Below are 22,324 nucleotides of genomic sequence, written 5' to 3' on the forward strand. Positions count from 1 at the left end.
GACAATTTAATAAATCGACTCACCTGATTAAAAACGATGAAGACAGAATTATCATTCAATAACCGCACACTGACATTACATCGCTACCCTGAGCAACACTATGAAAACTTACAGGCATGGGATGCCGGAGACGAATATCTGATTCGTCATGTTGAAGCCATGGCATTATCGCCCGGCAAACATATCCTAATTCTGAATGATCATTTTGGCGCACTAGCATGTTGGTTTGCCCGCGATCATCAAGTCACCCTGATGAGTGATTCATATCTGTCACATCAAGGCGTGCAAAAAAATTTGGCTCGAAACGGCGACCACGCGATCTCCTGCCTGACAACACTCGCAGAACTACCTGCTGATATTGATTTGGTTTTATTTCAGTTACCCAAAAATAATCGGCACCTCATCTGGCAACTCAGTCAGCTCCGCACTTCTCTACCGGAAACTTGTCCGGTCATTGCGGTCAACAAGGCGAAAGAAATCCACACATCGACATTGCAACTGTTTGAGAAATATCTCGGCACAACTCAAACGTCACTCGCTTGGAAAAAACATCGCTTGGTGTTTGCCAGTGCCGATGCCCCTCGCCAGTCGGTATCCCCGGAATTGATATGGGACGCAGAGATAGATCACAAGCCGATCCAGTTGGTTAATCTACCCAATGTCTTCTCCGGAGAAAGTCTTGATCTCGGAGCGCGCTTTTTTCTTTGCCACATTCCGGAAAAACCGAATTGCAAACACATTATCGATTTAGGATGCGGTAACGGTGTCCTTTCGATCAAAGCCGGACAACGAAACCCTCAAGCGGCTTTAACTTGTATCGATGAAAGTTTCATGGCTGTTGAATCAGCCCGAAGAAATTTGAACTATCATTTCGGCAACCGGGCAAATATGCAGTGTATCGCTAATAATTGTCTGGATAGTTTAGCCCCTGCGTCAGCGGATTTGATTTTATGTAATCCACCGTTTCACCAACAGAATGCCATTACCGATCATATTGCCTGGCAGATGTTCTGTGATGCAAAGCATGTTCTGGAAAAGAGAGGTGAATTATTAGTGATCGGTAACCGTCACCTCGGCTACGATGGAAAACTCACAAGAATATTTGGAAAATCTAACGTAAAAACTGTCGCGATGAACAAAAAATTTGTTATCTTACAGGCAACTAAACCGTAAGCCGCTAAACTTCTGACCATGTGGGTCAGAGAACATGAAGGACAATGGATAGATGATATCAAACCGCGCTATTCTCTCTTCAGTTTTCAGTATTGGCTTATGGATGAATCTATGATGTTTTTACACAAACCTAGAGTTCCATACAGACTTGGTTTTCCATACATATCTGTTAATGTGATTACTCGATTTTGAACAAGGAACCACTCATGAAAAAACTGGTTATTGCAGCGACTGTCGCACTGCTTGCCGCCTGTTCAGGCCCACAGCAGCAACAAATCAACTTTGCCCCTCAGCCGGCCCTCAGCCAGAGTGATATTGTGAAAGGGAAGTCTTTTACCCTGATGAGTAAAGATGTCAGAACCTCTCAATATGTTGCGTTAGTTGATAGCGGACGTGCCCATATCGAACCGGTTCATGCGCGTCAGAATGTTCGTATCGCGATTGAGAATGCGTTGTCACAACAATTTTCTTCTCAAGGGTTTACAACCAGCGTCAATAGCGAAAACTCAGTGACGGTAGAAATCCAAGAAGCGTTGGTTTCAGTGAAACATTCAATTATGGAAAGCGAAATGAATGCAAGCGTTGTGCTTGAAATCACAGCAGAAACGCCAACCGGAAAATTGGTAAAGACTTACCATGGTACCGCGAAGAAAACGTCAACATTTAGTGCATCAAATGATGATATCGAAATGGTCTTTAATGATGTCGTCAACAATGTCCTGAAAAAAATTGCCCAAGATGACGAGCTGAAAAATTACATGCGGGAGCACTTTTAATGCGTCGGTATCGCTTCTCAGCCCTACTGGCCTGTTGCTTTTTTTCACTGTTTAGTCTTGGCGCTTCTGCATCCCCCAGCGTGGCATTTGAAACCACGCTGGGTTCGTTTACAGTCGCCTTGAACACTGAGCAAGCGCCAGTCACGGTCAAAAATTTCTTGCGTTATGTTGAAGATGGCAGTTACGTCGGCAGTATTTTTCACCGGGTCATTCCCGGCTTCATGGTTCAGGGAGGTGGATTCAGCACCCAAATGGAACGATTGAAAACTTACCCGCCAATCGCGAATGAAGCCAATAACGGTTTGTTAAATCAAACCGGAACCATTGCAATGGCCAGAACGCAGGATCCGAACTCGGCAACCCGACAATTCTTTATCAACTTGGTTGATAATGATTTTCTCAATTATGGAGAACGGCCACCGGGTTATGCGGTGTTTGGCCGGGTCACTTCAGGGCTTGACGTGATTCAAAAGATAGGTCAACAAAAAACAGGCGTCCGGAACTACATGAAAGATGTTCCGGTAGAGCCGATTATTATCACGCGTGTTTTTGTTGTCCCTGAAAAAGACACCACAGCAACGACGCCACCAACACAATAGAGGTTTATTCGTTGCAAAAATCATCCAATACATGGAAAGCGACTGTCCAGAGTTATCTCGATAAACGCTTAGCATGGGTTCTCATGCTCGGCTGTTCCAGTGGCTTTCCTTGGGTCTTGATTGGTTCCAATATGTCCGGCTGGCTCAAAGATGCAGGATTTACCAATACAGATATCGGTTATTTCAGTAGTATCTTTGTCGCCTATTCGGTGAATTTTTTATGGTCTCCCCTCGTCGATCGGCTCCATATCCCGCTGGTGAGCCGATGGCTCGGGCAGCGGCGTAGCTGGATTTTTGTCTGCCAATGCATCATCTTGTTGTGCACACTGGCCATTGCCTCATTTTCGAATCCCACCACCCACTTTATGATGACCTACGGGGTTGCGTTGGTGATCGCATTTGTCTCGGCGACTCAAGATATTGCGATTGATGCTTTTCGGATCGATAGCTTCAATAAAGCTGAAGAATCAAAGCTGCCTCAGGCTTCAGCAATGGCAGTGATCGGTTGGTGGACCGGTTATTCTTTGCCCGGTTATCTGGCATTTACCAACGCAGATCAGTACGGTTGGAACACGGTCTATTTTGGGATGGCAGCGGTGATGGTTGTGCTGATAATCTTCACGCTGATGACCAAAGAGCCAGTCACCCACCGGGATCGTTTACAGCAAAAAGCTGAAGAGCGTCACCATCAGTATATTGAATCTCCGGTACTACTGTGGCTTTCTGTCACCGTGGTCGAACCGTTTGTTGATTTCTTTAGACGAAACGGGATTCGGGTTGCGTTAACCATCTTATTATTCGTATTTTTGTTCAAAATTGGCGAAGCGTTTCTGGGCAAAATGTCAATTTCATTTTACCGGGAAGTGGGATTCACCAATGAACAAATTGGTTACTATTCGAAAATGATCGGTTGGTGGACAACCATGTTCTTTACTCTGATCGGGAGTATGGTGACTGTACGCTTCGGCATTGTGAAAGGCTTGATGATCGGGGGCGTTGCTATGTCAGCCAGCAATCTGATGTTTTCATGGATTGCGCAGACCGGCCCGAATGAACACCTGTTTCTTGCAACCGTCATCGTCGATAATTTTACCACGGCTTTTTCGACCGTCGCATTTGTCTCATTCCTCACCTTAATGACAGGGCAAGCCTTTTCTGCAACCCAATATGCGCTATTAGCGTCTTTGGGAAATGCCGGACGTACCGTTCTCTCATCATTCAGTGGCGCGATGGTCGATTATCTGAACAACTGGCCGTTATTTTTTGTCCTGACTGCGGTCATGGTCGTCCCGAGTCTGATTATGCTTTACTTACTCCGACAGTACTTTACGGATCTGCTGGAAAAAGCGAAAGCATCCAGAAAACAGGATTGCATTTAAATCAGGCTTGATTAGACTCGCTAATCGTTGGGAACAAATTAATGAGCCATCGTAAAGCATGAATATTCTGGTGATTGGCCCGGGAGCGATCGGCTCGCTTTGGGCCATCAAATTACAGCAAGACGGACATCAGGTCGCAGTATTTGGCAGACAGACAGACTCTGAGTATCAATGCCAATTCGATGAGTCGTGCTACACATTTAACAATCGTCAGGCCGATGACGTCAAACACGCTGATCTTATTTTGCTGACCGTCAAAGCGTGGCAGGTTGCTTCAGCCCTTGATTCGCTGCCCAGCCAGATCGATCCGGACACCATTATCATGCTGATGCACAACGGCATGGGCAGCCTCGATACCATCGGCTCATTATTACAGACCAACCCTGTACTGCTGGCCACCACCACCCACGGAGCCTTCAAACCATCATCATCACAGCTCATCCATACCGGACAAGGTGAAACCTTAATCGGTGCCGCAAATGAGCAAGGTTCTCGGTGTCAGTTTCTGAGAGATGTCTTCGACCATGCGTTGCCGGTCGTTCACTGGCACCCACAGATTGAACACGCACTATGGCGCAAACTTGCCGTCAACTGTGTAATCAACCCTTTAACCGCCATTCATCAATGTCCGAATGGCGAACTCGCACGCCCTGAGTACCAAACTCTCATCACCCGTTTGATTACCGAAGTAAGTACCGTGATGACGGCTGAGAGTATTCCGGTAAATCTTGAACAGCTAACCGCTCATATTTACCAAGTCATCCACGCAACATCGAAAAATCAGTCGTCGATGCATCAGGATGTTTACTACCGAAGAAAAACTGAAATAGACTTTATTACCGGATACCTGATCAGAAGCGCGGCAAAACACGGCATTGCAGTCCCGGAGAATGACGCGTTATATCAACACATCAAAACACTGGAACAACAATGGGAGTCACTCAATGAGTTATAACATTTTGGTACCAATTGCGACCGGCAGTGAAGAGATCGAAGCCATCACAATCATTGATGTGATGGTTCGGGCAGGTTATCACGTTGTGATTGCGAGCGCAGATCCGACCGAACAACTCGTTGTAAAGGCTTCACGAGGTGTCATGTTGACCGCTGAAGTCCTGCTCCATCAGGTGACCGAACAATCGTTTGATGCAATTATTCTGCCCGGAGGGCTCACCGGTGCAGAAAACTTTCGCGATAATCCGCTCCTTATTGAGCAACTCAAACAGCAAAAACAGGCCGGGCGACTGGTTGCTGCAATTTGTGCGGCGCCGGCGCTTGTATTACAGCATCATCATTTGTTCCCGGATGCGCAGCTCACTTGTCATCCGAACTTTCAGCAGCAGATTCCCGAGGCTCAGAGAAGTACACAACGCGTCGTGTATGACAGCTCCGCCAACCTGTTAACCAGCCAAGGCCCCGGCACCGCCTTAGAATTCTCTCTGGCAGTGGTTCGTCTGCTCTCCGGAGAACAACACATGAGGCAGGTTGCTGAACCAATGGTTCCGCCTGCCGGCATAACCCCAGCTCAACCGCTTAATGAGTCGTAACCGCAATGACACTTGATATTTCGGCCATTCGCCAACAATTTTCGTCGTTAAATGATGCTTCTTATGTCTATCTGGACAGCGCCGCAACCACGCAAAAGCCGCAATGCGTGATTGATCGACTCTCTCACTATTACCAGCATCAGAACGCCAATGTTCACCGTGGCAGCCACCACCTCTCGGCCGAAGCAACTCAAGCATTTGAACAAGCTCGCTCATTGGTTGCCAGTTTTATCGGTGCGGCCTCGGAACAAGAAATTATCTGGACAAGAGGGGCAACAGAATCCCTGAACCTGATTGCTCAGAGTTGGGGAGGAGCGAACTTAACCACCGGCGACGAAATTCTGGTGAGTGAAACTGAGCATCACGCCAATATTGTGCCGTGGCAATTAGTCGCGGAGCAAACCGGTGCAAGGGTTGTCAAAATCCCGATGACGGCACAGGGTGAATTTGGCTGGGAGGCTTATACACAACTGCTCAATGCCAGGACCAAACTGGTGGCTGTCGCTCACATGACCAATGTCACCGGAGCCCGCCTACCGTTAGAAGCGATTATTCCGCTGGCTCATCAGACCAGTGCTTTGGTTGTGGTGGACGGCGCACAAGGCATTGTCCATGACCCCGTCAATATGGTTGAGATGGACGCTGACTTCTATGTATTCTCCGGACATAAACTGTATGCGCCCACCGGTATCGGTGTCCTGTATGGCAAAAAGCACCTGTTGGATGCCATGCCGCCTTGGCAAGGGGGTGGCAAAATGGTCGAAAAGGTTTCTTTTGAACAAACCACATTTACCGGATTACCCGGTAAATTTGAAGCAGGAACCCCCAACATAGCCGGTGCCATTACGCTGGCTGAAGCCATTCGCTGGTATCAGTCTGTTGCAGTCGAAGACCGGGAACAGCACCTGCACCAGTTACAACAGTTGGCCTATCAGGGGTTAAGTCAGTATGAAGATGTGCGGGTAATCGGATACCAGCCAAACGCCAGTATTCTCAGTTTTGTGGTGGAAGGCGTGCATCATCAGGATGTCGCAACACTTTTGGATCAACAAGGCATCATTGTCAGAGCCGGGCATCACTGCGCACATCCTTGTATGGATGCGTTTGGCATACAGGGAACCATTCGCCTGTCTTTCGGGATATATAACACCATCGAGGATGTCAAAAAATTCATTGCCGCGTTGGAAAAAAGTCTGAGCTTTTTCTAGCGGCAGCGATCCGCATCCGCACGACACCGAGTCGTATACTGCCTGTCTGTCAGTGCTGACTCAGTGTCTGGATTTGCCGGACGATAGCACGGAGTCCGTTCCCCCGGGACGGGCTGAGATGATTCAACAGTCCTAAACGGGAAAAGTAGTCTTCAATGGGAAAAGCAGCAATCTCATCACGCGTTTTGCCTTGATAAGCTGCCATTACAATTGCAATCAATCCGCGGACAATTCTGGCATCGGAGTCTGCACAAAAGAACCACTGATCCTGTTCAGATTCAGCCACCAGCCAGACCTGACTCTCACAGCCGGAAACCTGAATCCGTTCGGATTTCAAATCCTCCGGCATCACGGGTAACTGTTTCCCCCACAAAATCACCTGACGATATTTGTCTTCCCAGCCATGCAGGTTTTCCATGATTTGCTGAACATCGTCAGCAGTAATTTCGCGACCAAATGGCGACAGCGGTAAATTTGGCATGATCACTCCCCTTCCGTCACTGTTGATATTTGCGGATCAATTTTTCGACAACTTTCGCAGCTGCGACAAAACCAAAGCTCGCTGTGACCATGGTTGCCGCGCCAAATCCCGTCGCACAGTCCATCCGCTTCGGCCCTTCGGCTGTCGATTTCATCGCACATACTGAGCCGTCAGGCTGCGGATATTTTAATTGTTCTGTCGAGAAAACACACTCAATGCCAAACTTGCGAGCCGGATTTTTCGGAAAATGGTAGTCGCGCCGTAAACGGTCTTTCAATTTCTTTGCCAACGGATCCTGAATCGTACGAGTCAAATCCGCCACTTGTATCTGAGTCGGGTCTATTTGTCCGCCGGCACCACCAACCGTGATCACTTTGATTTTATTTCGTCGGCAATAGGCTAATAAAGCCGCTTTGGCTTTCAGGCTATCGATAGCATCCAGCACATAATCAAATTCAGGCTTCAGATACAAATGCTGATTGTCAGGAGAGATAAAATCATCAATTAAATTGACGCGGCAATCGGGGTTGATCAGCCGGATGCGCTCCGCCATCACTTCAATTTTGCTTTGACCGACCGTGCCTTGCATCGCATGAATCTGACGATTAATATTGGTTACGCACACATCATCCATATCGATCAAAGTCAGCTCACCGATGCCGGTTCTCGCCAGTGCTTCAGCGCCCCATGAACCAACGCCCCCCAGACCAATCACACAGACATGCGCTGCCCGGAGTATCTCAACCGCATCATGGCCGTACAGGCGACGAGTTCCGCCAAAACGCTGGTTGTAATCATCAGAAGCCGGCGTATCTAATTCACGCATCACATTCCCCAAAATTAAATATTTTGCAAAAACATCTCGAAAAAGAAAGAGTGCGATTTATACGCACTCTTGCTGCAAAAGTCTAGAACACCAGCCGTAAACTATTCTAACTTTTCCGGCGGTAAAGCCCATGGTGCCTGCGTCGGAGAATTTTCTAACCCCAGTTTCCACACCCGGCCAAAATGACGATAATGACCGGCGGCAATCCCTGCTCGTTCGCCCATGCCATGATACAGATCGAGATGATTATCTTTCACTGCACCACCGGTATCGAGCACAATCAACACGCGCAACTCATGTGTCCCGCTCCAGCTGCCATCGGCATTGAGTAATGGCACTTCGGCCAGAATCGGAGTTCCCATCGGAAAAATCCGCCGGTCACCGGCAACCGAAGCCATAGGAAGCAGTTGAATGCCTGCCGAGCCGGTCACAGGGGCCGCAGCTCTCGGTTCAAAAAACACATAGGAAGGATTCTGTTCCAGCAAGGATTTCACTTCATCTTCAGGATGCGTCATGACCCAATGCTTGATGGCTTTTAACGACATTTCTTCACGCGGAATCTCGCCCTGATCGATCAGCACTTTACCGATACTGATATAGGCCTTGTTGTTTTTACCGGCATACGCAAAATATTCCAGAGAATCGTCATCGCCGAAATGGACAAATCCGCTACCCTGAACCTCCATAATGAACGGGTCAATCAGATTGGCGGCATAACCCAGTTCCAATCCTTGTCCGGTGAGTGCCCCGGCATAAATTTGTGCCCGGGTCGGACAATCGGCTTCACAGGCCGGCATGGCATACACCGGATAATGAAACACCTCATCCGGTGTATGACGCAATTCAATCACCGGTGAAAAATAGCCGGTGAATAAGACATTTCCCTGTTGATCGCCACCTTGGAGCTGAGCAGCCTGAATCCCGTACTGTTGTAATTCTGCCGGATCGCCACTTTGTTGTATCCACTCTTTCAGCTGTTGATAAAGCGGCTGATAAAGCATCGCCAGCGACGGAGAGTTCTGTACCACCAGATCACTCTGAAGCGGAAATTCGGTAAAGTCTCGCGGCGTATTCGACGTAATGCTTTCAGTGCGGTTGAGATCATCTGGCAGTGTGCCGTCAAGATATTGCTGAGCACGATCGGTCGGGTGCACACACCCATTGAGTATCACAGACGCCAACATCAAGCCCAATATTTTTTTCACAGTTCGTTTTCCATCATTTACGGTTGGCAAAGCATGACAAATTGATCCATCATCTGCAATCGACAGTACGGATATTTAGACGAAATTTATCAACTTCTGACATGCAGGCCATCATGGACGAAAAAGCAATAAAAAACGCTTGCTCAACACTGAATAAAAAGTCATTATTTCAACATAAATAAACATGGATATTTCACCGTGAAAAACAGAAGTACTGCACTGGTTAAAGGCTTTCGCCAATCAACACCCTATGTGAATGCTCACCGTGGGAAGACAATGGTCATCATGCTCGGTGGTGAAGCGGTCGCGGACAAAAATTTCACCAATATCATCAGTGATATTGCCTTGCTTCACAGTCTGGGGGTAAAGCTGGTCGTGGTTCATGGTGCTCGTCCGCAAATCAATCAGATTTTGCAGGAACAAGCTTGCGCGACGCCCTACTATAAGGGCATCCGGATCACCAATGAAAAGGCTTTACCGCTCGTCATGCAGGCCGCAGGTCAGCTCCAGCTTTCAATTACCGGAAAACTTTCCTTAAGTCTGAATAATACCCCCATGGCGGGAAATCAACTGAATATCGTCAGTGGTAACTTTGTCATTGCCCAGCCTTTAGGAATTGATGATGGGATTGATTACTGTCACAGCGGACGAGTGCGCCGTATCAATATCGATGGAATCAACCGGGCTTTAGAACAAGGCTCTATCGTCCTGCTCGGCCCTATCGCCAGTTCAGTGACCGGCGAGTGTTTTAATCTGCTGTCGGAAGAAGTTGCCACGCAAGTCGCCATTCGTCTCAAAGCTGACAAACTGATCGGGTTTTGTTCCGAACAAGGTATTATTGATGAGCACGGCAATGCGATTGCCGAACTGTTTCCGGCCGATGTCGAAGCGCTACTGAATCGAATGGAACCCGATCCCGAAGACGAAGAGCAACAGGACAATCATACCGGCAGAGTTCGTTTCCTCAGAGCAGCGATTTCAGCTTGTCGTGCCGGGGTGCCTCGCAGCCACTTGGTCAGCTACAAAGAAGATGGTGCGTTGATTCAAGAGTTGTTCTCTTTTGATGGTATCGGGACTCAGGTCGTCATGGCCAGTTCAGAACAAATTCGTCAGGCGACCATCGACGATATCGGTGGTATTTTCGATTTAATTCAACCGCTGGAAGAGAAAGGCATTTTGGTTCGCCGTTCGCGAGAACAGCTTGAACAAGAGATTCATCGCTTCACCATCATTGACCGCGATGGCCTGATTATCGGCTGTGCTGCGCTTTATCCCTATGCAGAAGAGAGCATGGCAGAAATGGCATGTGTCGCCATTCATAATGAATACCGGGACAGCAATCGTGGACTGATGCTACTGAATCATATGAAAGGTCAGGCGAAAAACATGGGCATTAAATCGATGTTCGTGCTCACCACGCATAGCCTGCACTGGTTCAGAGAACAGGGATTTGTCGAAATGGATGTGAGTTCACTGCCAGCGATCAAACAAAACCTGTACAACTATCAGCGCCGTTCTAAAGTTTTGAGTCTCGAACTGTAATGGCTGTGAATGGTCAAAGCTTGGAAAATCACTTGATGCGACCAATCATGTTGCTACATCCAAGCCAGTTCATTGCACTGAAACTGAACAGATAACAAACAGCTTTACTCTCTTTTCAAATTGTGTAAAATTCCCCCAATCAATTGAGGCATGTGATTTTTGCAATATAGGTCACAGTATTTACTCAAGATGAGATGTAATGCAAGGATGCTTTTAGTCACTAAATTAGTCATTAAGAGCACAGAAATATGAAAACGGTTATCTGTAATTCACTCCAGAGCTTTTGGGATATGGGAGACCATCAGTTTTTAGAAGGTCATAACGTTCATTGCGTTTTCCCGATGAGCGAACAAGTGAAAAATTTTATTCTGGAGTTCAAGTCTCGTTATAAAATTCGCACCATCACATTTACATCAATCCCCTTAAGCCAATAAGTGATGTTCATCGATTTGCAGGCTAATTCCGGCATTTACCGGAATTAGCCTAAGCATATCACTTTGCCATTTGTTCTCTTAACCCACTCACTCGTTGTGTTTTTACCCGGACCGCAGCCTGCAAAATTTTGGGTGATGTAAACAGTGCCAACTGCTTCCTCGCCCGTGTAATGCCGGTATAAACCAACTCTCGCGTCAAAAGCGGTGTATGATCCGGTGGCAACAGCAGCAATGTAAAATCAAATTCACTTCCCTGCGACTTATGGATTGTCATGGCATAAGCGGTTTCATGTTGAGGAATCCGACTCGGCAGAAAACCCCGAACATGGCCGTCAAATTGCTCAAAATAGACCTTCAGCCGCTCGTCCTGAGGATCGCGCATACAGATGCCAATATCCCCATTATATAACTCAAGATGGTGATCATTACGGGTGATCATCACCGGACGACCTTCGTACCACGGCTCATCACTGTTACGAATCAACTGATGACGGCTTAAGGCGCGCTCAACTCTCTGATTGACGCCTGTAACACCAAAGTCGCCGTCTCTAACCGCACACAATAATCGACAGCGGTGAAATAAATGCAGCACATATGCCGCTTTTTTCTCAGGGGGCGTCCCCTCATCAACTGCGGATTGATCCGTAATCGCATGCAAATAATGAGCGTACTCCGCCACCAGTGTCTGTAACATCTGATGATAACTTTCGCTATCCAAATCATGAATTTGCACATCGGCGTAGCTTTGTTGAGTCAACTGCAGAAGCTGAGATACATCCCCTGCATTGACGGCTTTGGCCAGTTGTCCGATCCCGGAGCGAGCATGAAAACGGTAACTTTTCTGCAATAGACATAAACTGTCTGCCAGTGCCGGCACATCTTGATGAGGGAATTGTGGCTCAAATTGGTATCCCGTTAATCGGGCTAACTGAGCCATTTGACTCCGGCTGTAGCCCTGAGTCTGAAACGCACAGATATCCCCTAAAACCGCTCCGGCCTCGACAGACGCTAACTGATCCTTATCACCCAGAAGTACCAAGCGGGCATGATTAGGTAAAGCCATCAACAATTTATACATCATCGGCAAATCAATCATCGACGCCTCATCAACCACCAGCAGATCGACATGAAGCGGATTGTGCTGATGATGACGAAACTCAGCACTATTCGGAATTGCGCCTAATAACCGATGTAATGTACTTGCCTGAGCCGGTATCAGTGCTTTCATCTCAGGGGGAATGGTCAATCTTTCAACCGCCTGCCCGATAGATTCAGTCAATCGCGCAGCCGCCTTTCCGGTCGGAGCAACCAGTTTAATCACCAACTTTTGCTGAACCGAACTATTTTGACTTACCAATGCCGCCAGCAACCGCGCGACGGTGGTGGTTTTCCCCGTCCCCGGCCCACCGGAAATCACTGCGAAACGGCGACTCAACGCAATCGCAGCTGCGACTTTCTGCCAATTCAGACATACTGACTCCGGCACCAACGTATCCAGCCCCGAGAGTGCTGAACTACTTGATGCTTGCTGTAACAAGTCGTCAATCGACGCCCAGTCCAACACAGATTCCCGGACGACATCCAAAGATTCACAAACCAGACGCTGCCGCTCTCCCACCGATGCCACCTGCTGTAGTGCCTGAAATAAAGCGTCATAGGGACGGGGAAATAATTGATTTAATGTTTCAGCTAAATATTCAGTTTGCGCCGTGTCGATCGAGACGGGTGATGACAGCATCTTCAAGCGTAACGCCAACTGGTGTTCATAAAACCAGTAACGCTGGAGATAAAGTCGCTTTCCGTCAAAAATCAGTGGCAGATAGCTACCCGGCTCACCAATCAACGGACAGCGCTCAATCACCACCAACCAATCGAGGGATTCGACACACGCTCTGATCACGTGCAACTCAGCCACAGCATGGCCGAATAATAATGACGCAAATGCCACTCGCCCTTCGTCGTCCACCAACGGCACACAAATGTGTCCCCGGCCCAGTTCATAACTGACCAGCGCAGCTAACCAAGCCACCGCTGCCTGATCCTGTGAACACTGGTGAGCAATAAACCGGGCAAATTGTTGATCCAGCGGACGGATTACACGTTTTTCAGCTAACAATTTCAGCGACTGAGCCAGTTGTGTCATAAGTCAAGCTCCATCTGTCCTTCCTGCGTTGTCCGCATATTGTCATCTTCTCCGGCAAAAAAACGGTCTAATGCACTAATCAGGGCAAACTTTGGACGATGGGCAAACACCCCCGATGAGGTCTGCCCGTCCATACCACGCAGAAACAGATAATACACACCGCCAAAATGCTGTTCATAGGTATAGTCAACCAAACGACTCGCCAAAAAGCGATGCAGTGCCAACGTATAAATTTGATACTGAAAATCATATCGGTGTTCAACCATCGCCGCGTTGAGACGAGACGGACTATAATCTTCGACCTGATTTCCCAAATGGTTTGATTTCCAGTCCAGTACGTAATATCGCCCCTGATATTCAAACACAAGGTCGATAAATCCCTTCAGCATCCCTTCGACTTGCGCAAAATTCAGCTCCCCGGCTTGAGCGGATAAAGCATCGTATCGTTTCAGAATCCGGTTCAACAGCGGTGAGCGTAATTTATCGATCGGCAACAGAAACTCCATTTCAACCAAACGCTGCTGTGCCGGTATCTGCCCCAATCGCAATTTTTTACCATCTAATGGCGTCTGTAATACATGCGTGAGCATTTGCTGTAGCACCGGCTGCCAAGACTCGGCAATAGCGGCTGAGTCCATCAAATTTTGTATCATCGTGACATTCGCTGCACTGTCCGACCCCTCGGTGAATTCAATCTGCTCAAACAAACTGTGTAGAAATGTCCCCGCGGTAGCACCTTTCGGAAAGGTAAAAATCGTCTGTTCTTCAGGATCGAATAGATATTCGTCCACTTCTCCGGCCGAATCGAGATCGAATCCCGGCACTTCCTGCGTGGCATCGAGAAAAGTCCCATGTCCGGACTGCTTGACCAAATTAGAATAGCTGGTCATGCGCCAGGCCCGCTCAATCGGATGGCGTTTCTGTTGTGCCGTCAACGTTTGTTGCGGAGCATCAACCCGCGACAGAGGCGACTCAGGCAGTTGCGGAGGCACATCGACCACCGAGTGTCCGTCCGGATCACATTGCAATGCAATTCCCTGCCTCAACAATCCGGCATCACCGGGTTCGCCCTGCTGTAACAAATAACCAATTGCAGATAGATGAGCGCTGCTCGGTCCCTTGCCTGAACGCCCTTTCAATGAGGCAATCCCGACATAACAACCATACACAGAACGGGTTAAAGCCACATACAACAAGCGTAAATCTTCAGCCAGTCGTTCTTTTTCAGCTTTGGCGAGCGCCTCTTCTTTGCGGGTCATATCCAGTACAATGCGGTCCTGTGTTTCATCGTAGTAACGCGCTTCTTTGGCCTCACGAAAGCTCATCACAAACGGAAGAAACACCAGATCATATTCAAGCCCTTTCGACTTATGAATCGTCACGATTTGCACCAGATTTTTCTCTGACTCCAACCGCTGGATCGACGTTTCCGGATGACTCCCCTGTGCCACATCAATCATCGATTGAGTCAGCCATCGCAACAGACCATGGTCGCTTTCGATTTCAGCGCCCGCTTGCTGTAACAGCTCACCGATGTGCAAATAGTCCGTCAACAGTCGCTCTCCCCCCTTCAGGGCAAGCCAGCGCTCAGCAAGATGGCGCTGATAAAGCACTGCGCGCAACATTGGCAAAATACCGCGTTCTGACCAGATGGTTCGGTAGTGGCGAAACTCCTGTACAACCCAATCCCATAACGATTCATTGCGATTTAATGCATCCAAATCGTGAATCTCCAGCCCGAATAAGGGAGACGCCAGCGCAGCCCGTAACGGCCGTTCCTGCTCCGGTGTCAACACGGCCTGTAACAATCGCTGAATATCTACTGCAATGTCACTGGCAAAAACACTCTCCCGATTAGACAGATAGACACTGGCAATGTCCTGACGCGCCAATGCTTCTTTGATGAGCCGTCCTTCACGTCCCGTACGAACCAGTACGGCGATGTGTCCGGGCTCAATGTTTTTCTGTCCATTCTTGGTATAAAGGTGGCCTTCCCCATCCTGCGCAGCCTGTAGAATCATTTGGATTTGGGCGGCGGTCGCATTGGCCATGACTTGTTCGTATTCACCTTTGGTCATCACGGCATCCGGTTCAACATCCTCCGGCCACCAGTAAGTCATGGCGGGTTGCACCTGCTGGTACAGTTGCCATTGGCGTTGCTGCGCCTCGGGTGGTGCTGAGACCTGAATGAACGGAATATCCGCATCATGGAGAAAAGGACTGTCAGACGATGCAAACAATCGATTCACCGCATCGATCATCGACTGCCCGGAGCGCCAGTTAGTCGCCAAGGTAAAATGGGAACGTACCTGACGACGCGCTTTGATATAAGTGAAAATATCCGCTCCGCGGAACGCATAAATCGCCTGCTTCGGGTCACCAATCATCAACAAGCCACAGTCCGGATGCGATGCATAAATATGACTGAAAATATGGTATTGCAACGGATCGGTATCCTGAAATTCATCAATCATCGCGACCGGGTATAACATGCGAATCCGCTGCGCTAACAGGCCTGAGGTATCAAGATCTAAAGCAGATGAAAGCTGAGACAGCAAATCATCAAACGATAACCACTGCTGTTCAGACTTCGCTTTCGCCAACAAATAACGACAGGTTTCAATCGCATGGGCTTTCAACGGTGCTTCAATCGACACCGGTGTCGCAAGAAAGTCATCGATGATCTCAAATAACGGATGCTCCGGTGGTGTCCCGGTCGGCGTTTTCTCATACAGCACTTGTTGCGAAAAACGAGATAACTGTTCGGGAACCCGGTAACTGTCGGTCTCTGCTTCAGCCCATTGGGACACTTGCTCAATCCACTGCGGCCGGGATTTTTTGGTATAAACCCGCCTATTCACACCAGATTCGGCAATACATGCATCAATCTCAGACTGATACCGGCGCCACTGCGTCTTCATCTCAACGATACGTTGCAAGTTATCTTGATGCAGTTGTGCAAGGCTGGCATCCATCGCGCTGACAGAAAGAGACAGCGGATGACCACTCAGATAGGAGCCAATTTGTGCGAGTAAAGCGTTTGGTGTCGGCCATAAGTGACGAACTTCAGCAGCCAGCTCAACCGACAGCGGATAAAACTGGCGTCGCCAGTAATCCGCCACCACCTGTGCTTTGAGACGACTTTCATCGGTAATGAACTCATGATGGAAACGGCTGCCTGATTCAAACGCATTTTGCACTAACATCCGCTGACAGAAGCCGTGAATGGTATAAACCGCCATCGTATCCATCTCCCGCTCTGCCTGAAGCAAAATACTGTCAGCCTCAGTATGAGCAGGGATTTCATCGAGAAGGGATTGCAGCAGAGGGTCATCACTATGATGCCGGGCAAACGCCAGCCGGGCTTCATGAATCCGGGCACGAATCCGTCCTTTCAATTCTGCGGTGGCCGCTTCGGTAAATGTCACCACTAAAATTTGATCTACCCGCAACGGGGTAGCGTGTCGGTTCTGTGCGTCACCATGCCCCAACAACAGACGCAAGTAGAGCCCGGCAATCGTAAATGTTTTTCCCGTCCCTGCGGATGCCTCAATTAAACGCATCCCATGCAACGGAAATCGCATTGGTTCCAGCGGGATCATGGCATCAGATGTTGTGTGACTCATACCCGTTCTTTTCTCCAAGTTAACCGTCGGTTCAGCATAATGGAGTGTGATCTAAGCAATAGAATTGACATAAATCGATTCACGCCTGTTATGCCTGACAAGAGAGTGAGATCTGATTCACGGATAACTAACTCTTTCATCATTAATATCTCGTTCCGAGTTGAACACCACTCTCAGATGAATGGCATGTCCGACTCACCGAATTGTGGTCCCTCTGACCTGTGGCCGTACAGCAAACACCCTACACAAAATAACGATTTCCTGGCGGCCACCCACTTTCCTCTGTGCACCATCTCGAACTGATCGCTTTGGTGATATTGTGAACGTCACTGTTCGTCTGGATGCTTTTCTGCCCACTCTTTTGCCCAAAGCATGGGGGGCTGCAAAACCTGTGCGGCATAAGAACGTACCACCTGACTTAAAGTCTCTGACCACTGCGGCCAGACGCGGGCAATATACGCATTTTGCCCTTCACCGCCAACCACGCTAAAGTCATTACCGATGAAAGCCTCTTGCATTTTTTTCGCTGCTTTTTCCTCATCTTCATGCCATTCCCGCTGACGGTTGAAACCCGCTTCAATCCCAGCCAACGCCACTTGCGGAAAATAAGCTAAAGGCTGATTCATGCCTTCGATGTAGAGACGGACGAACTCTTCCAGATAGGTTTGGGCTTGCCGGGCAGCGATTGGCGGATAGTAAAGATGCTGAACCCCATTTTTGCGCTCATAACCGATAAGATGAGTCGGACAGGATTCACCCATCACCGCGACAGCAAGATGATCCAGCCATGCCGACAAATAATCCTGCGCCCGGATTCGACCCACCCGATAGCGCACCAGACCGGATTGAAAATAACGGGTCACCCAGCCGAGCAATTGAATCGGGCGCTCAGCGCCTAAAACCGTGGTGGTGAGATTGAGCTCACAGTCGGACTTCGGCTGCTGACACAGACTATCAATGACTTCTGTCAGCGCCAGCGCTTGTTCATAATTCTCTCGGAATTCAAGTTCACCAAAAGCCCCGACCGGGAGTTGTCCTTGTGCCCGTTTTGCTTGAATAAAATACTCAACCTGTTGAGCTTGCGACAATTGCGCAGCCGTGCTCGAATGACTTGTCTGCTCAGAAGCAGTGCGACGTGCCTCAAGCAGGATAGCCACTAATTCATCCAGCAGTTGATAACGGGCCAGACCATTGAGTGAAAACGGCTCTTCATCTTGTAATGACACCAACTCATTTTCGAACCAAACCCGTAAGCGACGGTTGAAAAAATACTGAACGGGCAAACGCCAGAAACGCTGTAGTTCAACAAAGTCCAGTTCCAACGGAAATGTCACATCCGCGAAAAAGTCAGGTAATGGCGACGTCTCTGCCATTGGCGAGGGTAACGCCGTCCCCGTCGCGGCCGGCAGCCACTCCCGGGCATAACTCCCATGTGGACCGGCAAATGCGTCAGGACTGTACGGCACCATCGGATGAGAACAAGTCAAGTGTTGGACCAGACGCTCACCGGAGATATCACTGGCAAACGCTTGATCCCCGTCCAGACAGTAATTCTGATGGCAATATGCCACCAGCTCACTCACCAGAACCGATGGCAAACTGATACTATTATCTTGCACAGAACGTCCGACATAACTGATATAAAGACGCTCCCGGGCGGAGAGCAATGCCTCCAGAAACAGATAGCGATCATCGTCCCGCCGCGAACGATCCCCGGGGCGAGCCTGCTCGATCATTAAGTCAAAGCCCTCGGCTGGCACCGTTCGGGGGTAAATCCCATCGTTCATTCCCAGTAAGCACACCACCCGAAAAGGAATCGAGCGCATCGGCATCAAGGTACAGAAGTTGACTTGGCCGGCTAAAAAACGCTGACTGACCCGGGCATTGGATAACTGCCCGGCAAGATAGTGATATAAAATGTCCGGAGCGATGGGTTCCTGATAGTGAGCGTCCTGCAATTGTTCCTGAAGGTGGTTGAGTGTATCGCGGATGTGCTGAAAGCTGACTTCCTCTTCCACCGCAGCAACAAAAAAATCATCGAGCAAGGCATGCAGTAACTCGCGCCATTCAGCAACCGGTAATGTCTGTCGCAGTTGCCGGCGGTAATCGCGAATCCGGCCGATAAACGCAGCCAGTTTTCCGGCCAGCTCAGCGTCGAGCCCCTGAATTTCGTTATACGGGGCAACATTGTGGTCACCCAGTTCCAGCATGGTTGCTGAATCGGACATCGCATAGCCGGCAAGCATTCGGTCAATCCCGAATTCCCACGTGTTCTGTCGCGTCGGCGGTAAATCGAATTCGCTCGCCGTCTGCTCATTCAATCCCCAACGAATTCCGGAGGCTTCAACCCAACCTTTTGCCTGTAAAAATTCGGCTTCATTAATATCAAAACGCGCCATCATCGTCGGGGTTTCCAACAATTCAAGTAACTCAGAAGCCAGACAACGGGAACGCGGCAGTTGGAGCAACCGCATGAAGGCCTGCAAAACCGGGGATTCTTGATCCGCAGTGCGATCAGAGATAGAAAAAGGGATATAGCGCTCGGCAGATGCATTGCCGAATACCGCTTCAATCACCGGACTATAAGTATTGATATCGGCAACCATCACAATCACATCGCGGGGGTTGATCTCAGGGTTGCGGTCAAACAGTGACAACAGTTCATCATGCAGCACTTCCACTTCTCTCAGCGGACTATGGCACTGATGGATCGATAAAGAATCATCACCGTTGTCAATCTTCTGTTTGTGCTCGCTGGAGGTCAGAATCTGATCGTCCTGATGCTCTTCGAGATGGAAGATATCGGCCTGAATCTGGTGTAACAGCGTATCCCGGGGGGGGACAATAAAAAACTCATGCTCTTCGCTCTCGATCTGCGACAGCAGATAAAGATTATCCCGGCCAAGTTTCCCCATCGATGCCAGCAAGCTATTGCCCACCGCATGTTGCAAATGCAGTTCATCCTCAAGATTAGCATCGATACCCCCTTTTAACGGTGAACGCTCATCACCGGTAACCCATCGACCTTCTTGTAATATAATCTGCTTACGCTTCAGACTTGCGACACGGGCCAGATATTTTCGGTCCCGGATTTCCCCCCAATAATGCTGACACGGATTGGTCAGCATCAGGTGGACATCCGTCTGCTCACCCAGTGCTTGCAGCGCATCCAGATAACGAGGCGGCAACGCCGTTATACCAAAAATAAACAACCGCTTGGGCAGCACCCCGTCCGGAATCTGAGTCTGTTGTAACTGTTCGATAAACTGTTGATACAAATTGCCCCGATGATAATGGGACTGCCCCAACCGCTTGGTGTCCTCAAACAAACGTTGCCACAATATCGGTTGCCACGGATGACGTTCAGCCAGTGATTCAATCGTTTTATCGGCTTCCCAACACTCGATCCAGTCGGGACGATAAACCAGGTAACCATCGAAAATATCGGCAATTTTTTCAGCCAGCTGAAAACATTTCAATGCAGAATCATCATCCGCCAGATACTGCTGCAACGGCATAAACTCGGCTTGGTCAAGCATCTCCGGTAAAAGCCGCATCAACTTCCAGGTTATGGCTTCTTTATTGAAAGCACTCCGCTTCGGTACCCCCGGTAACACACTGGCAAACATCTCCCAGATAAACGTCGCCGGCAACGGGAAATTAATGTTGGCCGTGATTCCCAGCTCCTGTGCCAGTGTCATTTTCAGCCACTGCGACATCCCCGGACTCTGAACCAAAATTTGCTCGGCTTCAAACGGGTGAGTCAATGGCTCACTTTTAATTAAATGAACCAGCAGGATCTTGAGCGTATCAAGTTGATTTGAATGATAAACAGTAAACAAGCGTTATCCGGATTGAGAAACCATCATTGTTGACTAGATTAGCATATTGCCTGCCAGCTTTCCCATGCCACCGACTTGAATAAAAAGATAAAATATCGAAAGATGTAGATTCTTATCCGTTGAAAACTGAATCCAATATGCTCACTCATATTACACTCCGCCAGTTGCACATTTTTACGATAGTCACCCGTAACAGCACCCTCACTGAAGCCTCAGAAGAGCTATTTCTGTCAAAAGCAGCCGTGAGTATGGCACTCTCAGAGCTGGAGAAACAGTTGGGACATGCCTTATTTGACCGGGTGAATCATCGCCTGATTCTCAATCAAGAAGGCCGCAAACTGCTGCCCTTAGCCGATGAACTGTTGAACCGGGCCAATAATATTCCCCGGCTGTTTGAGCATGAAAACCGGCTGCACGGACAGTTACGGATTGGTGCCAGTGATACCATCGGTAATCAAGTCGCGCCTTACCTGCTGAGTCATTTCCGGCAACAATATCAGCACAGTACCCAAACGTTATTTATTTCGAATTCCGCTCAAATTTGCCAAAAACTCGTCGATTACGAGCTGGATATTGCATTAATTGAAGGAAAAACGTTACATCCGGCCTTGGTGTCCAAACAATTTAGTCAGGATGAAATGTGCATCATCTGCGCGCCTGAACATCCGCTGACCCAAAAAGCTAATGTTCAGTTATCAGATTTTGAGCATAGCCAGTGGTTGCTACGTGAAGCGGGTTCCGGCTCCAGAGAATTTTTTCTCCGCACCATCGCGCCACGTCTGGAAAGATGGTATGAAGCATTTGAACTCAATACCACCGAAGCGCTGATTAACAGTGTATCTGCCGGATTAGGATTCGGCTGTCTGTCCCGACTGGCGGCAAAAGCAGCTTTACAAGATGGTCGGGTTGTCTCGTTATCAGTCCCTTTGGATATGCGCCGACGCTTCTGGCTACTGGTCCACAAAGAGAAATATCAAAATCCGCTCTTGAAATGCTTTATCCAGTTTTGCTTTGAATGGCGTCGTAATGAATAGACTTTTGATACTACTTACTGTATAAAATAACAGTATTTTATCATTCAACCAAAACAGAGGAATTACCATGGCTGTAATCGTCAAGTACGTGGTCGAGCGGAATGGAGAAGAAAAAATGACTTTTACCTCTAAAGCCGAGGCAGATGCTTATGACAAAATGCTCGATATGGCAGATGAATTGTTCACTTTACTCGGCAAGAGTGAATTACTGAACAGTGAAGAAAAGCAAGAAGAGTTGGCAATGTATCTGGCACAAAACAAAGAAGAAGTGCTGTACGCCTTAGGCGCCAAGCGCAGACCGACACAGGCCAAACCCAAGTCAGAAAAGAAATCAGCCCCCAAAGCAGCGGCTACAGACTCTGATGATCAGGCGGCCTGATAAAAGAATTTCTTTATAGGGTGATATATCGCTAAAACGACAACTCATATCAATTGACAGACGTTCTGCGATTGAAGACTTTCATCCTGTTGAGTGGCTCTTTATGATGGTTCCATCTGATTTCAATGCC

17 protein-coding genes are annotated in these 22,324 nt (G+C 48.6%); 11 read left to right on the top strand and 6 right to left on the bottom strand.

All coding sequences use genetic code 11. The annotated features are described in order from the left end of the window. Positions 1-36: 36 nt before the first annotated feature. The 7 genes from VRK_RS11220 to VRK_RS11250 all read left to right on the top strand — a co-directional run bounded on the left by VRK_RS11220 (position 37) and on the right by VRK_RS11250 (position 6,682). Complete coding sequence (locus VRK_RS11220) at positions 37-1,173, top strand: methyltransferase (RefSeq protein ID WP_059121449.1); 1,137 nt, start codon at positions 37-39, stop codon at positions 1,171-1,173. Positions 1,174-1,379: 206 nt separating this feature from the next. Beyond that, the gene (locus VRK_RS11225; RefSeq protein WP_059121450.1) at positions 1,380-1,949 is read left to right on the top strand and encodes a YajG family lipoprotein; all 570 of its coding nucleotides are present in this window, start codon (positions 1,380-1,382) and stop codon (positions 1,947-1,949) included. Beyond that, entirely contained in the window at positions 1,949-2,548 is a 600-nt protein-coding gene (locus VRK_RS11230) for a peptidylprolyl isomerase (protein ID WP_059121451.1), read from the top strand. The genes VRK_RS11225 and VRK_RS11230 overlap by 1 nt, the downstream gene beginning before the upstream one ends. Before the next feature lie 11 nt (positions 2,549-2,559). Beyond that, entirely contained in the window at positions 2,560-3,927 is a 1,368-nt protein-coding gene (locus VRK_RS11235) for an AmpG family muropeptide MFS transporter (RefSeq protein ID WP_443083426.1), read from the top strand. 58 nt (positions 3,928-3,985) lie between these two features. Continuing rightward, positions 3,986-4,882 (top strand): 2-dehydropantoate 2-reductase, encoded by an 897-nt coding sequence (gene panE, locus VRK_RS11240; protein ID WP_059121453.1) that lies wholly within the window; start codon positions 3,986-3,988, stop codon positions 4,880-4,882. Then, a complete protein-coding gene (locus VRK_RS11245) occupies positions 4,872-5,474 on the top strand; it encodes a DJ-1 family glyoxalase III (protein WP_059121454.1) in 603 nt (200 codons plus the stop codon). The genes panE and VRK_RS11245 overlap by 11 nt, the downstream gene beginning before the upstream one ends. A 5-nt stretch (positions 5,475-5,479) precedes the next feature. Then, on the top strand, positions 5,480-6,682 hold the full coding sequence (locus VRK_RS11250; RefSeq protein ID WP_059121455.1) for an aminotransferase class V-fold PLP-dependent enzyme: 1,203 nt from the start codon (positions 5,480-5,482) through the stop codon (positions 6,680-6,682). A 49-nt stretch (positions 6,683-6,731) separates the two neighbouring features. Here VRK_RS11250 and csdE read toward each other — a convergent pair whose 3' ends face one another. The 3 genes from csdE to mltA all read right to left on the bottom strand — a co-directional run bounded on the left by csdE (position 6,732) and on the right by mltA (position 9,194). Continuing rightward, entirely contained in the window at positions 6,732-7,163 is a 432-nt protein-coding gene (gene csdE, locus VRK_RS11255; RefSeq protein ID WP_059121456.1) for a cysteine desulfurase sulfur acceptor subunit CsdE, read from the bottom strand. Positions 7,164-7,179: 16 nt separating this feature from the next. Further along, positions 7,180-7,989 (bottom strand): tRNA cyclic N6-threonylcarbamoyladenosine(37) synthase TcdA, encoded by an 810-nt coding sequence (gene tcdA, locus VRK_RS11260; RefSeq protein WP_059121457.1) that lies wholly within the window; start codon positions 7,987-7,989, stop codon positions 7,180-7,182. 101 nt (positions 7,990-8,090) lie between these two features. Continuing rightward, positions 8,091-9,194: a murein transglycosylase A gene (gene mltA / locus VRK_RS11265; protein WP_082671372.1), complete on the bottom strand. Its 1,104-nt coding sequence runs from the start codon at positions 9,192-9,194 to the stop codon at positions 8,091-8,093. 198 nt (positions 9,195-9,392) lie between these two features. Between mltA and argA the strand changes: the two genes are divergently transcribed. Together argA and VRK_RS21285 are read left to right on the top strand one after the other, a co-directional pair. Continuing rightward, positions 9,393-10,736 (top strand): amino-acid N-acetyltransferase, encoded by a 1,344-nt coding sequence (argA, locus tag VRK_RS11270; protein WP_059121458.1) that lies wholly within the window; start codon positions 9,393-9,395, stop codon positions 10,734-10,736. A 248-nt stretch (positions 10,737-10,984) separates the two neighbouring features. After that, the gene (locus tag VRK_RS21285) at positions 10,985-11,170 is read left to right on the top strand and encodes a hypothetical protein (RefSeq protein WP_059121459.1); all 186 of its coding nucleotides are present in this window, start codon (positions 10,985-10,987) and stop codon (positions 11,168-11,170) included. A 58-nt stretch (positions 11,171-11,228) separates the two neighbouring features. On the opposite strand, the gene recD is transcribed toward VRK_RS21285, so the two are convergent. The 3 genes from recD to recC all read right to left on the bottom strand — a co-directional run bounded on the left by recD (position 11,229) and on the right by recC (position 20,781). After that, complete coding sequence (gene recD, locus VRK_RS11280) at positions 11,229-13,313, bottom strand: exodeoxyribonuclease V subunit alpha (RefSeq protein WP_059121460.1); 2,085 nt, start codon at positions 13,311-13,313, stop codon at positions 11,229-11,231. Continuing rightward, a complete protein-coding gene (gene recB / locus VRK_RS11285; protein WP_059121461.1) occupies positions 13,310-16,939 on the bottom strand; it encodes an exodeoxyribonuclease V subunit beta in 3,630 nt (1,209 codons plus the stop codon). Before recB ends, recD begins: the two co-directional genes overlap by 4 nt. A 326-nt stretch (positions 16,940-17,265) precedes the next feature. Beyond that, positions 17,266-20,781: an exodeoxyribonuclease V subunit gamma gene (gene recC / locus VRK_RS11290; protein ID WP_059121462.1), complete on the bottom strand. Its 3,516-nt coding sequence runs from the start codon at positions 20,779-20,781 to the stop codon at positions 17,266-17,268. 137 nt (positions 20,782-20,918) lie between these two features. Here recC and VRK_RS11295 point away from each other — a divergent pair, with 137 nt between their 5' ends. Together VRK_RS11295 and VRK_RS11300 are read left to right on the top strand one after the other, a co-directional pair. After that, positions 20,919-21,815 (top strand): LysR substrate-binding domain-containing protein, encoded by an 897-nt coding sequence (locus VRK_RS11295; RefSeq protein WP_059121463.1) that lies wholly within the window; start codon positions 20,919-20,921, stop codon positions 21,813-21,815. Between the two features lie 67 nt (positions 21,816-21,882). After that, entirely contained in the window at positions 21,883-22,194 is a 312-nt protein-coding gene (locus tag VRK_RS11300; protein ID WP_059121464.1) for a YebG family protein, read from the top strand. Positions 22,195-22,324 lie beyond the last annotated feature (130 nt).

The organism is Vibrio sp. MEBiC08052, assembly GCF_001506075.1.
GTDB lineage: Bacteria > Pseudomonadota > Gammaproteobacteria > Enterobacterales > Vibrionaceae > Vibrio.

What these genes read in the sequence shown, in the direction of transcription:
- VRK_RS11245 (WP_059121454.1), top strand. Translation starts at nt 4,872, where the DNA reads ATGAGTTATAACATTTTGGTACCAATTGCGACCGGCAGTGAAGAGATC.
- VRK_RS11220 (WP_059121449.1), top strand. Translation starts at nt 37, where the DNA reads ATGAAGACAGAATTATCATTCAATAACCGCACACTGACATTACATCGC.
- csdE (WP_059121456.1), bottom strand. Translation starts at nt 7,163, where the DNA reads ATGCCAAATTTACCGCTGTCGCCATTTGGTCGCGAAATTACTGCTGAC.
- VRK_RS11295 (WP_059121463.1), top strand. Translation starts at nt 20,919, where the DNA reads ATGCTCACTCATATTACACTCCGCCAGTTGCACATTTTTACGATAGTC.
- VRK_RS11225 (WP_059121450.1), top strand. Translation starts at nt 1,380, where the DNA reads ATGAAAAAACTGGTTATTGCAGCGACTGTCGCACTGCTTGCCGCCTGT.
- VRK_RS21285 (WP_059121459.1), top strand. Translation starts at nt 10,985, where the DNA reads ATGAAAACGGTTATCTGTAATTCACTCCAGAGCTTTTGGGATATGGGA.
- VRK_RS11250 (WP_059121455.1), top strand. Translation starts at nt 5,480, where the DNA reads ATGACACTTGATATTTCGGCCATTCGCCAACAATTTTCGTCGTTAAAT.
- VRK_RS11230 (WP_059121451.1), top strand. Translation starts at nt 1,949, where the DNA reads ATGCGTCGGTATCGCTTCTCAGCCCTACTGGCCTGTTGCTTTTTTTCA.
- panE (WP_059121453.1), top strand. Translation starts at nt 3,986, where the DNA reads ATGAATATTCTGGTGATTGGCCCGGGAGCGATCGGCTCGCTTTGGGCC.
- VRK_RS11300 (WP_059121464.1), top strand. Translation starts at nt 21,883, where the DNA reads ATGGCTGTAATCGTCAAGTACGTGGTCGAGCGGAATGGAGAAGAAAAA.
- tcdA (WP_059121457.1), bottom strand. Translation starts at nt 7,989, where the DNA reads ATGCGTGAATTAGATACGCCGGCTTCTGATGATTACAACCAGCGTTTT.
- recD (WP_059121460.1), bottom strand. Translation starts at nt 13,313, where the DNA reads ATGACACAACTGGCTCAGTCGCTGAAATTGTTAGCTGAAAAACGTGTA.
- recB (WP_059121461.1), bottom strand. Translation starts at nt 16,939, where the DNA reads ATGAGTCACACAACATCTGATGCCATGATCCCGCTGGAACCAATGCGA.